This window comes from Xanthomonas sp. SS, from assembly GCF_014236835.1.
Taxonomy (GTDB): domain Bacteria; phylum Pseudomonadota; class Gammaproteobacteria; order Xanthomonadales; family Xanthomonadaceae; genus Xanthomonas_A.
Window position 1 is genome coordinate 3,434,053 of sequence record NZ_CP051190.1, and the last position, 12,470, is coordinate 3,446,522.

The 12,470-nt window shown below is 68.8% G+C and carries 12 protein-coding genes; 1 reads left to right on the forward strand and 11 read right to left on the reverse strand.

Annotation, left to right across the window (positions count from 1 at the left end):
* Positions 1 to 34 precede the first annotated feature (34 nt).
* On the reverse strand, positions 35 to 541 hold the full coding sequence (locus HEP74_RS14230; protein ID WP_185813431.1) for a CYTH domain-containing protein: 507 nt from the start codon (positions 539 to 541) through the stop codon (positions 35 to 37).
* A 70-nt stretch (positions 542 to 611) separates the two neighbouring features.
* A complete protein-coding gene (rlmD, locus tag HEP74_RS14235; protein WP_185813432.1) occupies positions 612 to 1,964 on the reverse strand; it encodes a 23S rRNA (uracil(1939)-C(5))-methyltransferase RlmD in 1,353 nt (450 codons plus the stop codon).
* A gap of 290 nt (positions 1,965 to 2,254) precedes the next feature.
* On the opposite strand from rlmD, the gene HEP74_RS14240 reads away from it, so the two are divergent.
* Entirely contained in the window at positions 2,255 to 2,965 is a 711-nt protein-coding gene (locus HEP74_RS14240; RefSeq protein WP_185813433.1) for a response regulator, read from the forward strand.
* Positions 2,966 to 3,149: 184 nt separating this feature from the next.
* Here the strand turns inward: HEP74_RS14240 and recO are convergent, their stop codons facing one another.
* From recO to rpoE, 9 genes are all read right to left on the reverse strand, one after another.
* Entirely contained in the window at positions 3,150 to 3,950 is an 801-nt protein-coding gene (gene recO, locus HEP74_RS14245) for a DNA repair protein RecO (protein ID WP_185813434.1), read from the reverse strand.
* Between the two features lie 303 nt (positions 3,951 to 4,253).
* Positions 4,254 to 5,156, reverse strand: coding sequence for a GTPase Era (gene era, locus HEP74_RS14250; protein WP_185813435.1), 903 nt, complete (start codon positions 5,154 to 5,156; stop codon positions 4,254 to 4,256).
* On the reverse strand, positions 5,153 to 5,833 hold the full coding sequence (gene rnc / locus HEP74_RS14255) for a ribonuclease III (protein ID WP_185813436.1): 681 nt from the start codon (positions 5,831 to 5,833) through the stop codon (positions 5,153 to 5,155). Before rnc ends, era begins: the two co-directional genes overlap by 4 nt.
* A complete protein-coding gene (locus HEP74_RS14260) occupies positions 5,823 to 6,200 on the reverse strand; it encodes a DUF4845 domain-containing protein (protein WP_185813437.1) in 378 nt (125 codons plus the stop codon). Before HEP74_RS14260 ends, rnc begins: the two co-directional genes overlap by 11 nt.
* Before the next feature lie 23 nt (positions 6,201 to 6,223).
* The gene (gene lepB / locus HEP74_RS14265; RefSeq protein WP_053836767.1) at positions 6,224 to 7,024 is read right to left on the reverse strand and encodes a signal peptidase I; all 801 of its coding nucleotides are present in this window, start codon (positions 7,022 to 7,024) and stop codon (positions 6,224 to 6,226) included.
* Between the two features lie 112 nt (positions 7,025 to 7,136).
* The gene (lepA, locus tag HEP74_RS14270; RefSeq protein WP_179565498.1) at positions 7,137 to 8,927 is read right to left on the reverse strand and encodes a translation elongation factor 4; all 1,791 of its coding nucleotides are present in this window, start codon (positions 8,925 to 8,927) and stop codon (positions 7,137 to 7,139) included.
* A 214-nt stretch (positions 8,928 to 9,141) separates the two neighbouring features.
* Positions 9,142 to 10,707: a DegQ family serine endoprotease gene (locus HEP74_RS14275; protein WP_185813438.1), complete on the reverse strand. Its 1,566-nt coding sequence runs from the start codon at positions 10,705 to 10,707 to the stop codon at positions 9,142 to 9,144.
* Positions 10,708 to 10,807: 100 nt separating this feature from the next.
* Positions 10,808 to 11,773: a sigma-E factor negative regulatory protein gene (locus HEP74_RS14280; protein WP_185813439.1), complete on the reverse strand. Its 966-nt coding sequence runs from the start codon at positions 11,771 to 11,773 to the stop codon at positions 10,808 to 10,810.
* Entirely contained in the window at positions 11,770 to 12,390 is a 621-nt protein-coding gene (rpoE, locus tag HEP74_RS14285; protein ID WP_053835168.1) for an RNA polymerase sigma factor RpoE, read from the reverse strand. The genes HEP74_RS14280 and rpoE overlap by 4 nt, the downstream gene beginning before the upstream one ends.
* Positions 12,391 to 12,470 lie beyond the last annotated feature (80 nt).

A 12,470-nucleotide genomic window follows, 5' to 3' on the forward strand; every position in this document is an offset into this window, starting at 1 on the left:
CCCAAATCACCAATCCCGGCACTTCAACGAATCCCTAATCCCGAATCCCCAATCCCGGCCACTCACAGAACGGATGCGAGGCCAGCGCCAGGTTGTAGTAGCGCGCATCGTCGGTGACTTCGGCGCCGATCCAGTCGGGCTTGGCGAAGGCCTCGTCGGCACTCTGCAGCTCGATCTCGGCGACCACCAGCCCGGCGTTGTCGCCCAGGAACTCGTCCACTTCCCACAGATGGCCCTGGTGCTGCACCAGGTGCCGGCGCTTGTCGATCAGCCCGCCCACGCACAGCGCCAGCAGCGCGCGCGCATCGTCCAGCGGCAGCGGATATTCGAACTCCTGGCGGGTATGCCCGAGCTCGCGCGACTTCAGGTTGAGGAACGCCTCCTCGCCTTGGACGCGGACCCGCACCGAGGCCTTCTGCGCGCCGCTGTCCATCGCCGCCTGGTCGTTGATATAGCCCTGCGCCATCGGGATCACCCGATGCGCCGCGGCGCGCCAGCCGTCGCCGGTGACGAGGAATTTGCGTTCGATTTCGATGGCCATGGGATTGGGGATTGGAGATTCGGGATTGGTCAAAGCATAAGCCAGCGCGCAGACGCGCTGTTACGAATCCCTATTCCCCAATCCCCAATCCCGGCTTCTCAAACACCGCAATGCTCTCCACATGCGCGGTATGCGGGAACATGTCCATTGCGCCGGCGGCCTTGAGTACGAAGCCCTGCTCGTTGACCAGGTAGCCGGCGTCGCGCGCCAGCGAGCCGGGGTGGCAGCTGACGTAGACGATGCGCTGGAACGTCTCCAGCGGCAGCTGCCGCAGCACTTCGATCGCGCCGGAGCGCGGCGGGTCGAGCAGCAGCTTGTCGAAGCCCTGCTGCATCCACGGCGCCTGGCACTGGTCCTGGGTCAGGTCGGCGGCGAAGAACTGCGCGTTGTCCAGGCCGTTGCGCTGCGCGTTGTCGCGCGCCCGCGCCACCAGCCCCGCGTCGCCTTCCACGCCCACCACTTCGCGCACCGTACGCGCCAGCGGCAGGGTGAAATTGCCCAGCCCGCAGAACAGGTCGAGCACGCGGTCGCCGGGCTGCGCGTCGAGCAGCGTCAGCGCCAGCGCGATCATCTTCTGGTTGAGCGAGGCATTGACCTGGATGAAGTCCAGCGGCCGGAACGCCAGCTCCACGTCCCATTGCGGCAAGCGGAACGACAGCGGCACTTGCTGCGGATACAGCGGATGCACGCTGTCCACGCCGCCCGGCTGCAGGAAGATGGCGAATTCGTGGGCCTGGGCGAACGCCACCAGCGCCGCCTGGTCGCGCGCGCTGAGCGGCTGCATGTGGCGGAAGGTCAGCGCCACGGCGTCGTCGCCGGCGATGAACTCGATCTGCGGGATGTCGCGCTTGCCGTCCAGGCTCTCGACCAGCTCGGCCAGCGCGCTCACCTTGAAGCCGATCTGCGGGATCACCGTGTGGCACACCGACAGGTCGGCGACGAAGCGCGGATCGAGTTCGCGGAAGCCGACCAGGGTCTTGTCCTTCTTCTCCACCCGGCGCACCGAGAACCGGCCCTTGCGCCGGTAGCCCCAGGGTGCGCCGGACAGCGGCGGCAACACCGTCTGCGGGGTCACGTGGCCGATCCGCTCCAGGTTCTCGGTCAGCACCCGCTGCTTGGCCAGGATCTGCTGGTCCTCGGCCAGGTGCTGCAGCACGCAGCCGGCGCAGACCCCGAAATGCGGGCAACGCGGCTCGACCCGCTGCGGCGAGGCCTGCAGCACCTGCAGGGTGCGCGCCTCGTCGAAATGGCGGTTGCGCGCGGTGGGTTCGGCAAGCACCGTCTCGCCCGGCAGTGCGCCGGCGACGAAGGCGACCTTGCCGCCCTCGCCCTCGGGGCGGGCGACGCCGCGGCCGTCGTGGCTGAGGTCGACGATAGCGGTCTGGAACGGGGTGCGGTCTAGGCGTTTTCTGGATCGGGCCACGTGGCGGCAGGCTGCGGGCGGAAAAGGGCGGCCATTGTCGCAGATGCGCCAGGGCCTGCCGATGCGCCGGGAGAGGCAAGGCCATGCCTGGGCGCGTGCGCCGACGCCACCCGGCAAGCGCTGCAGCGCGGTCCGTCGGGCTGCCCTCGCCTACGCCCGATCCGGCCAGCAGGCCCCAGCGGCGCCACCGCCCGGAACACCCGCTTGCGGACGCGGCGGCGGCGGCGCAAAGTGGTGCGACGCATCGTCGCAGCCGCTAAGATGCGCCCAGGCCGCATGGAGGCATAAGGATGGCATCGACCCAGGACCCTGTGACGCGACTTTTGCTGGTCGAGGACGACCCGATCAGTCGCACGTTTTTGCAAGTGACGCTGGAATCCCTGCCCGCGCAGGTCGATCTGGCCGACACCGTCGCTTCCGCGCTGACCAGCGCGCAGGCGCAGGAACACGACCTTTGGCTGATCGACGCCAACCTGCCCGACGGCAGCGGCGCCGACCTGCTGCAGCGCCTGCAGCGGCAGCGCCCCGGCACCCTGGCGCTGGCACATACCGCCGACGCCAGCAGCTCGGTGCGCGAGCACCTGCTCGGCGCCGGTTTCGCCGAAGTGCTGCTGAAACCGCTCAGTCCCGAACGCCTGCTGCAGGCGGTGCGGCGGTTGCTGGCGCGTGGCCGCGTCGGCGCCGCGCCGAACGCGGCAGAGGCGGCGGTGGACTGGGACGAGACCACCGCACTGGTCGCACTCAACGGCGAGCGCTCGCACCTGATCGCGCTGCGCGAACTGTTCCTGGCCGAGTTGCCCGGTACCCGCGATGCGGTCGCCTCGGCGCTGCAGCTCAGCGACGAGCAGGCGGTGCGCAACCACCTGCACCGGCTGCAGGCCAGCTGCGGCTTCGTCGGCGCCGCCCGGCTGGCGCGCGCGGTCCGCCAGCTGCAGGGCGACCCGGCCTCGTCGCAGGCGCGCAGCCAGTTCAGCGAGGCGGTCGCGGCATTGCTGCATTGAGCCGGGATTGGGGATTGGGGATTGGGGATTGGGGATTCGTAGAAGCGGGGCGTCGGCGCACTTGCCGCCCCCCCCCTGTAGGAGCGGCTTCAGCCGCGACAGACACCGTCCGCAAGCCGGCACGCTGCAGAAGCGGTCGGGGCTGAAGCCCCTCCTACAGGAAGCCGGCAGGCAAAAGCGCGGCTCAATCGGCCTTCGGCACCGGCGATCCAGGCACGTCCGCTGAGTCGGGCGCCTCCTGCATTTCCACAGCCTCCGCGTCGCGGCGCTGGCGGGTCAGGTCCTGCAGCATCTCCCACGACTTCAGGCCGCGCCCGCCCAGGTGGTGCATCAACACCACGCGCATGCCGCGGCGCAGGCCGGGCAGGTCTTCGGCTACCGGCATCTCGTCGGCGGCCAGCGCCAGCAGCGCGCGGCCGGTGGCCATGCCGCTGCGCTGGTCGTGGCCGCGGTCGCTGAGCAGGCGGCGCGGGCCGTGTTCGGCATCCAGTACGTAGCGCGCGGCCGGGTCGATCGGCTCGCCGTCGCCGTCGTGGCGCAGGTCGAACCCCACGCCCAGCGCGTCAAGCAGATCGCGCTCGAAGCAGCGCAGCGTCCACGCCAGCGGCGCCTCCGCACCCAGCCGCGCGCGCACCCGCGCGTAGGCCAGGTACAGGTCCGGCGCAGGATCGTCGCGCGGCGCCAGGCGCAGGGTCAGTTCGTTGATGTAGAACCCGGCGAGCATGCCGTCGCCGCTCAGGCGCGGCGCCGTATCCAGCGCCTCGGCCGCACGCAGCTGAGCCAGCTCGCCGCGGCGCTGCGCGCTGAAGCGGATCGACTGCAGCGGCTGCAGCGCGGCGCGCAGCGGCTGATTCTTCGGACCCTGCACGCCCCGCGCCAGCACGCCCAGCCGGCCGTACTGCGCGCTCAGCACTTCGACCAGCAGGCTGGTCTCGCGCCAGGGGCGCGCGTGCAGGACGAAGGCGGGTTCGTGTTCGATGAGCATGGACGCTTCGGGACTCGGGACTCGGGACTCGGGACTCGGGACTCGGGACTCGGGACTCGGGACTCGGGACTCGGGACTCCAGAATGCTGTCCGGGGACAAATCGCTGTCAAGCGATCTGATGAAAAAGCGCCGTTCCGAAGAGAAGCGGCAGCTGTATTTCCGGCTCGGCCGTTTTTTTGTGGCAGGGGCTTCAGCCCCGACGCGTTATCGGTAAGGCGTCTGGGCTGAAGCCCCTTCTACAGAAAAGTGAAAATGCGGCGAACTTGCGAAAATCCCGAGTCCCGAGTCCCGAGTCCCGAGCTCTACTCCCCGTACCCGAACGCCTTCAGCGCCGCCTCGTCGTCCGACCAGCCCTCGCGCACGCGCACCCAGGTCTCCAGGAACACCTTGGCGCCGAACAGGCGCTCCATCTGCTGCCGGGCCTTGGCGCCGATGTCCTTCAGGCGGGTGCCGCCCTTGCCGATCACGATCGCCTTCTGGCCTTCGCGCTCGACCCAGATCACCGCGCCGATGCGCAGCAGCGCGCCGTCCTCGGCGAAGCGCTCGATCTCCACCGTGGTCGCGTACGGCAGCTCTTCGCCGAGCTGGCGCATCAGCTGCTCGCGGACCAGTTCGCCGGCCAGGAAGCGCTGGCTGCGGTCGGTGATCTCGTCCTCGCCGAACATCGCCGGCGCTTCCGGCACCAGCCCCAGCAGGTCGCGCACCAGCGCTTCCAGGCCCTTGCGCTTGAGCGCGGAGATCGGGTGCACCGCGGCGAAGCTGCGGCCCTCGCTGACCTGCTGCAGGAACGGCAGCAGCGCGGTCTTGTCCTTGAGCCGGTCGACCTTGTTCACCACCAGCACCACCGGGATGCCGGAATCGTTGAGCACGTTGAACGCCAGCGTGTCCTCGTCGTCCCAGCGCCCGGCCTCGATCACCAGCAGGCCGGCGTCCACGCCTTCCAGCGAGCCGCGCGCGGCGCGGTTCATGACCCGGTTCATCGCGCGCTTCTGCTCGCGGTGCAGCCCGGGCGTGTCCACCAGCACCAACTGCCCTTCCGGGAAGCTGGCGATGCCCAGCAGGCGATGCCGGGTGGTCTGCGGCCGGTTGGAGACGATGCTGACCTTGGCGCCCACCAGGGCGTTGGTCAGGGTGGACTTGCCCACGTTGGGGCGGCCGATCACGGCCACGCTGCCGCTGCGGTAAGGGGAGGCTTGCTCGTTCACTTGCTGGAATCCAGTTGCTCGATGGCGGCGGCGGCGGCCTGTTGTTCGGCCAGCCGTCGCGAGGTGCCCTCGCCCTCGGTGGTGAGGGCAGGCTCGGCGAGTACGCAGCGTACCCGGAATAGCTTGGCGTGTTCGTCGCCGGTTTCGCTGATCAGTTCGTACGCCGGCAGCGCCCGCTGCCGGGCCTGCAGCCATTCCTGCAGGCGGGTCTTGGCGTCCTTCTCCGGCTTGCCCACCGGCAGTGCGGCCAGCGCCGTCTCGAACCAGGGCAGGATCACCGCACGGCAGGCCTCGAAGCCGGCATCCAGGTAGATCGCCGCGACCACCGCCTCGACCGCGTCGGCCAGGATCGAATCGCGGCGATGCCCGCCGGACTTCATCTCGCCCGGCCCCAGGGTCAGCCGCTCGCCCAGTTCCAGCTGGCGGCCGATGGTGGCCAGCGAGGCCTCGCGCACCAGTTCGGCGCGGGCGCGGGTCAGCGCGCCTTCGTCGGCCTTGGGCCAGCGCTGGTACAGCGCCTCGGCGATCAGCTGGTTGACGATGCTGTCGCCGAGGAATTCCAGCCGCTCGTTGTGCGGCGCGCCGGCGCTGCGATGCGTCAGCGCCTGCGCCAGCAGCTGCGGGTCGGCGAAGCGGTGACCGATGCGGTCGCCGCGCAGGATCGTTTTACTCGCCACCGCGCGTCGTCAGGTCCTGGGTGATGTCGAACTTGCCGACCACGTCCAGGTTGGCGACCAGCGGCTTGCGCACTTCGTAGGCCACATGCATCTTCCAGCCCGAATCCATGCGGTCGAACTTGACGTCGTCCGGCTTCACGTTGTCCGAGTTGTTGATGTCCAGGCGGCGGAACAGCAGCGTCTTCGCCTGCGCCGGATCCATGTCGGCGCTGCCCGGTTCGGCGGCCAGGCCCTTCATCGCCGAGCGCACCGCGTAATACTCCATGTACATCGGGAACAGCTTCATGCCGATGTAGGCGAAGAAACCCACCACCGCCAGCACGATCACGAACGACGTCAACGTCATGCCACTTTGCTTGTGCTTCATCGCGCTTCCCCTTACGCCAGAAATCACTGGATGCCGGTCCCGATCCGCGAGGGATCGAAACTGCCGCTGCAGAACCACCCTTCGCAATTGAGCCAGACCAGGAACGCCTTGCCGCGCAGGTTCTCTTCGGGCAGGAAGTGGGTCTGGGTCCAGAAGCGGCTGTCCTCGCTATTATCGCGATTGTCGCCCATCACGAAATACTGGCCCGGCGGCACCACCCAATCGCCCTGGCCGGCCGGATTGTTGCGGTCCAGCCACTCCAGTTCGGTGTGGGTGCGGCCCGGCAGGTATTCGGTGAGCAGCGTGGACCCGGTCATCTCCGCGCCCTTGCCCTTGCCGACGTACTCGCCGCGCACCTGGTACTTCATCGGCGTGCCATTGATGTACAGGGTATCGCCGTGGAAGCCGATGCGATCGCCGGGCAGGCCGATGACGCGCTTGATCCAGTTCTCGTCCGGCTTGTGCGGCGGCTTGAACACCACCACGTCGCCGCGCTTGGGCTCGCTGGTCGGGATCACCTTCTGGTTGGTGATCGGCAGGCGGAAGCCGTAGGCGAACTTGTTGACCAGGATGAAATCGCCGACCAGCAGGTTCGGCATCATCGAGCTGGACGGAATCTTGTACGGCTCGGCGATGAAGCTGCGCAGGATCAGCACCACCGCCAGCACCGGGAAGAACGCCCGCGAATAATCGACCAGCACCGGCTCGGTATCCAGCAGGCCGGCGCGCGCGGCGCGGCGCTTGGCGAAGAACAACTTGTCCAGCAACCAGATAATGCCGGTGGCGAAGGTCAGGACCACCAGCGCGATTTCAAACCATTTCATTCGTGTTCCTTCGGAACGGGATTTGGGATTGGGGATGAGGGGATTCGGCAGAGCGGGACATCAGACAGGCTTGCGCGCTTGCCAATCCCCAATCCCGAATCCCCAATCCCGGCTACTTATCCATCTGCAGCACAGCCAGGAAGGCTTCCTGCGGGATCTCCACGCGGCCGACCTGCTTCATGCGCTTCTTGCCTTCCTTCTGTTTTTCCAGAAGTTTCTTCTTGCGCGACACGTCGCCACCATAACATTTGGCCAGCACGTTCTTGCGCATCGCCTTGACCGTGCTGCGCGAGATGATCTGCGAGCCGACCGCGGCCTGGATCGCCACGTCGAACATCTGCCGCGGGATCAGGTCCTTCATCTTCTCGCACAGCTCGCGGCCGCGCCGGTCGGCATGGCTGCGGTGCACGATGATCGACAGCGCATCGACCTTGTCGCCGTTGATCAGCGTGTCCACGCGCACGAACGGGCCGGCGTCGAAGCGTAGGAAGTGATAGTCCAGCGAGGCGTAGCCGCGCGACACCGACTTGAGCTTGTCGAAGAAATCCAGCACCACCTCGGCCATCGGCAGCTCGTAGCTGATCTGCACCTGGCTGCCCAGGTAGTTGATGCCGATCTGGCTGCCGCGCTTTTCCTCGCACAGGGTGATGATGTTGCCGACGTAGTCCGGCGGGGTCAGGATGTTGGCGCGGATGATCGGCTCGCGGATCTCTTCCACGTTGTTCAGCGGCGGCAGCTTGGACGGGTTGTCCATCGGGATCACGCTGCCGTCGGTCTTGAGCACCTCGTAGACCACGGTCGGCGCGGTCGAGATCAGGTTGAGGTCGTACTCGCGCTCCAGCCGCTCCTGCACGATCTCCATGTGCAGCATGCCGAGGAAGCCGCAGCGGAAGCCGAAACCCATCGCCTCGGAGCTTTCCGGCTCGAAGCGCAGCGCCGCGTCGTTGAGGCGCAGCTTGTCCAGCGCCTCGCGCAGGTCCGGGTAGTCCTCGGCATCGACCGGGAACAGGCCGGCAAACACGCGCGGCTGCATTTCCTGGAAGCCGGGCAGCGCGTGCGGTGCCGGGTCGGCGGCCAGGGTCAGGGTGTCGCCGACCGGCGCGCCGTGCACGTCCTTGATCGAGGCGTTGATCCAGCCCACTTCGCCGGCGCCCAGCGCGGGCAGTTCCTTGCGCTTGGGGGTGAACACGCCGACCTTGTCGACCAGATGGGTACGGCCGGTGGACATCACCAGGATCTTGCTGCCCGGCTTGATCTCGCCCTGCATCACCCGCACCAGCGAGACCACGCCCAGGTAGTTGTCGAACCACGAGTCGATGATCAGCGCCTGCAGCTTGTCGGTGTCGCGCGGCTTGGGCGGCGGGATGCGGTGCACGATCGCCTCCAGCACCAGGTCCACGTTGAAGCCGGTCTTGGCGCTGACCGCCACCGCGTCCTCGGCGTCGATGCCGATCACCGCCTCGATCTCGGCCTTGGCGCGGGCGATGTCGGCGGTGGGCAGGTCGATCTTGTTGAGCACCGGCACCACTTCCAAGCCCTGCTCCACCGCGGTGTAGCAGTTGGCCACCGACTGCGCTTCCACGCCCTGCGCGGCGTCGACCACCAGCAGCGCGCCCTCGCAGGCGGCCAGCGAGCGGCTGACTTCGTAGGAGAAGTCGACGTGGCCAGGCGTGTCGATGAAATTCAGGTGGTAGACCTGCCCGTCCTTGGCCGTATACGGCAAGGACACGGACTGGGCCTTGATGGTGATGCCGCGCTCGCGCTCGATCGGGTTGGAGTCGAGCACCTGCGCTTCCATCTCGCGCGCCTGCAGGCCGCCACAGAGTTGGATGATGCGATCGGCCAGGGTCGATTTGCCATGGTCGACGTGGGCGATGATGGAGAAATTGCGGATGTTCCGCATCGAATCAGAGGACATGAGGTGGGCGGCGGCCAGGACCGTCGTCAGGATAACGGGCCATTATCGCATGGCCGGAGGGAGCCAGGCGCCCCGGCTGCGGCACACCGACGCCCGCGGCGGCGCGGGCACGGTTTCCCGGAACAAACCCCAATGAAATCAATGGCGGCCAGCGAATCCGGGTTCGCTGGCCGCCATTGGCACTACCGCGATCGACCGCTCAGTCGACGCTGATCGCGATGAACTGGCTGGCCGGGCTGCCCGGCGCGCGCACCAGCAGCATCACCACATCGCCCTTCTTCGCGCCGGCGGTGAGCTTGCGGAACTGCGCCGCATTGGACACCGGAGTGCGCCCGACCTGCAGCACGATCATGCCCGGACGCAGCTGCGACTTGCTCGCCACCGCGCGGCTCACCTGCGCCACCTGCACGCCCTCGTCGGCGCGCAGCCCGAGCTTCTGCCGCACCGGCGCCGGGATCTCCTCCACGCTGATGCCCAGCGCGCTGCTCTCCGCGGCCTGCGGCGCCGGCGCCGCGCCACCGCGGCCCGGCGGCTGCTGGCCCATCGCCATGCCGTCGTCGCTGAGCTCGCTCAGGGTCACGCTGATGTCGCGCGGCTTGCCGTCGCGGATCACGGTGACCCGCGCCTTGCTGCCCGGCGGCAGCATGCCCACCAGCGGCGGCAGGTCCTCGCGCGTGTTGATCTTCTGCCCGTTGAAGGCAACGATGAAGTCGCCCGGCTCGATCCCGGCCTTGGCCGCGCCGCTGCCCGGCTGCACGCCGTTGACCAACGCGCCGCGCGTGTCGGTCAGGCCCAGGCCCTTGGCCTCCACATCGCTGATGTTCGGCTGCATGGTCACCCCGAGCATGCCGCGGCTGACCTTGCCGGTCTTCTTGATCTGCTCGACCGCGCTCATCGCCAGGTCGATCGGGATCGCGAAGCTGATGCCCATGTAGCCGCCGGACGCGGAGAAGATCTGCGAGTTGATGCCGACCACCTCGCCGCGGGTATTGAGCAGCGGGCCGCCGGAATTGCCCTGGTTGATCGCCACGTCGGTCTGGATGAAGGGCACGTAGCGCTGGTCGGCGTACGGGTTGCTGCGCCCGGTGGCGCTGACGATGCCGGCGGTGACCGAGTGGTCCAGGCCGAACGGCGAACCGATCGCCACCACCCACTGGCCGGGCTTGAGCATGTTGGAATCGCCCACGCGCACCGTCGGCAGGTTCTTGCCCTCGATCTTCAGCAGCGCCACGTCGTACTGCTGGTCGCTGCCGACCACCTTGGCGGTGAATTCGCGGCGGTCGGTCAGCTTGACCTTGACCTCGCTGGCGCCGTCGACCACGTGGTGGTTGGTCAGCACGTAGCCGTCGGGCGAGATGATGAAGCCCGAGCCCATCGAGCGGCCGCCGGGGGTCGCGTCGTCTTCGTCCGGCCCTTGCTGGCCAGGCCCGCCGGGCATGCCCGGTTGGCCCGGCATTCCTTCCGGCCCGAAGAAGCGGCGGAAGAATTCAGGGATCTGCGCATCGTCGGGCATGCCGCCGGCGCCGGTGCGCGTGGCCGCGGCCTTGCGGCTGATCGTGGTCTCGACGTTGACCACGCCGGGACCGACCTGTTCGACCAGGTTGGTGAAATCGGGCAGGCCAGCGACCAGTTGCGGCGCGGGCGCCGCGCGCGCGGCTGGCGCGGCGGCAGCCGGCGCGGCCGACTCGGGCTGCTGTGCGCAGGCGGCCAGCGGCAGGGTCAGGGCCAACACGCCCAGCAGATGGTTGCGGATACGGTGAGTCATCGGACGCGAGCCTCCGGTTCGGGAAAGGGAAGGAAAACAGGGGCGGTGCCGGGGGCACCGCGCGCCGGAGCGAAGCACGCGCTTCGACCGACGCCTGGGGTCAAGGCTGCTGCGGCAACGGTGCGGGCGCCGCGTCGGCCGGCAGCCGCGGCTCGAACGGATAGAACGCCGCCGACGCGCCCTGGCGCGGGAAACTGGCGGTGAACGCGCCGCCGGACGCGGCCGGCGCCAGCGCCGAGCGCGGCCATGGCCGCGCCTGCAGCGGTGCGGGCTGGTGTGCGAACGGATCGCTGGCATGTTGTTGCTGCGCGAGCGCCTGGCCGGCGGCTGAGGCCGTCAGCGGCTGCGCGGTAGCCGCAGGCCGCGACGGTGCCGCGGCGGCCATGGCACGTACCGGTTCGGCGGCGCGCGCCGCGCTGCTACGCGCGGCCTGCTGGGTGCGGGTCGCGCCGCGACGGACGGCCGCGTCCTGGCGCCGGTTGGCGGCGATGGCCACGGCCGGCGCCGCGGCGACCGCCGCGCCGAGGTCGCCCTGCGGGTCTGTCGGTGCCGGTGCCGGCGTCTGCGGCACGGCAGCCACCGGGACAGCGGGCGCCGCGGCGGCAGGAGCGCTCGAGCTGGCGACCTGCACCGGCGCTGGTGCGGGCGCCGCATCGGGCAGGCGCTCGCGGGTCATGAACAAGGCGATCGCGGCGACCGAGGCCGCCAGCGCCGCGCTGCCGCCCCAGCGCCAGGCACGGCGGCTGCCGGCGGCATCGCTGGCGCGCGCCACCTCGGCGCGTTGCGCCTCGGCCGCCACCGCCTGGCGCACGCGCTCGCCGAAATCGGCCGGCGCAGGCATGCACACGCGGCCGCGCAGGATGTCGCCGCACAGCTGCCAGCGTTCGTGGCAGCCGGCGAGCTCCTCGTCGTGCTGCAGCCGGCGCACCACGAAGCGCGCCTCGTCGGCCGGCAGTTCGCCGTCGATCAACGCCGACAGCTGCTGCCGGTAGTGCAGTTCGAACTTGTCCGGCGGCGTGGTGCCGGGAGTCGGCTCGGCCTGGGGAATGGGAGTGCTATCGGTCATACGCGGTGTCGCTCACGAGTGGCGCTGTCGGTATCCAGCAGGGGACGGAGTTCGGCGTCGATGGCGTCCCGCGCACGGAAGATGCGCGAGCGCACCGTGCCGATCGGGCAACCCATCTTCTGCGCGATGTCCTCGTAACTCATCCCGTCCACCTCGCGCAGGGTGATGGCGGTTCGCAATTCTTCCGGCAACGCATTGACCGCCTTCATCACCGTCTGTTCCAGCTCCTGGCGCATCAGTTCGCGCTCCGGCGTGTCGGTGTCGCGCAAGCGCGTGCCGCTGTCGAACTGCTCGGCGTCGAGCACGTCGACGTCGTCGGTGGGCGGCCTGCGGTTGTGCGCAACCAGGTAGTTCTTGGCGGTGTTCACGGCGATCCGGTGCAACCAGGTAGAAAACTGGGCGTCGCCACGGAAATTCCCTATCGCGCGGTAGGCGCGGATGAAGGTGTCCTGGGCCACGTCCTGACATTCGCTCCAGTCGGCGATGTAGCGCCCGATCAGGCCGACGATCCGGTGTTGGTACTTGCGTACCAGCACATCGAACGCCGCGCTTTCGCCGCGCTGCACACGCCGGACCAGTTCCAGGTCCAGCTCCTGAGGTGTTTCGACATCGGCCATAACGGGCCGCACTCCTGTCAGCCCAACCTACGTCGGACCATCTGACCGCCAATTCGGAAAAAAGTTCAGCGCCCCTGCGG

What these genes read in the sequence shown, in the direction of transcription:
- HEP74_RS14230 (WP_185813431.1), bottom strand. Translation starts at nt 541, where the DNA reads ATGGCCATCGAAATCGAACGCAAATTCCTCGTCACCGGCGACGGCTGG.
- HEP74_RS14240 (WP_185813433.1), top strand. Translation starts at nt 2,255, where the DNA reads ATGGCATCGACCCAGGACCCTGTGACGCGACTTTTGCTGGTCGAGGAC.
- recO (WP_185813434.1), bottom strand. Translation starts at nt 3,950, where the DNA reads ATGCTCATCGAACACGAACCCGCCTTCGTCCTGCACGCGCGCCCCTGG.
- HEP74_RS14260 (WP_185813437.1), bottom strand. Translation starts at nt 6,200, where the DNA reads ATGAAGCACAAGCAAAGTGGCATGACGTTGACGTCGTTCGTGATCGTG.
- lepB (WP_053836767.1), bottom strand. Translation starts at nt 7,024, where the DNA reads ATGAAATGGTTTGAAATCGCGCTGGTGGTCCTGACCTTCGCCACCGGC.
- lepA (WP_179565498.1), bottom strand. Translation starts at nt 8,927, where the DNA reads ATGCGGAACATCCGCAATTTCTCCATCATCGCCCACGTCGACCATGGC.
- HEP74_RS14275 (WP_185813438.1), bottom strand. Translation starts at nt 10,707, where the DNA reads ATGACTCACCGTATCCGCAACCATCTGCTGGGCGTGTTGGCCCTGACC.
- HEP74_RS14280 (WP_185813439.1), bottom strand. Translation starts at nt 11,773, where the DNA reads ATGACCGATAGCACTCCCATTCCCCAGGCCGAGCCGACTCCCGGCACC.
- rpoE (WP_053835168.1), bottom strand. Translation starts at nt 12,390, where the DNA reads ATGGCCGATGTCGAAACACCTCAGGAGCTGGACCTGGAACTGGTCCGG.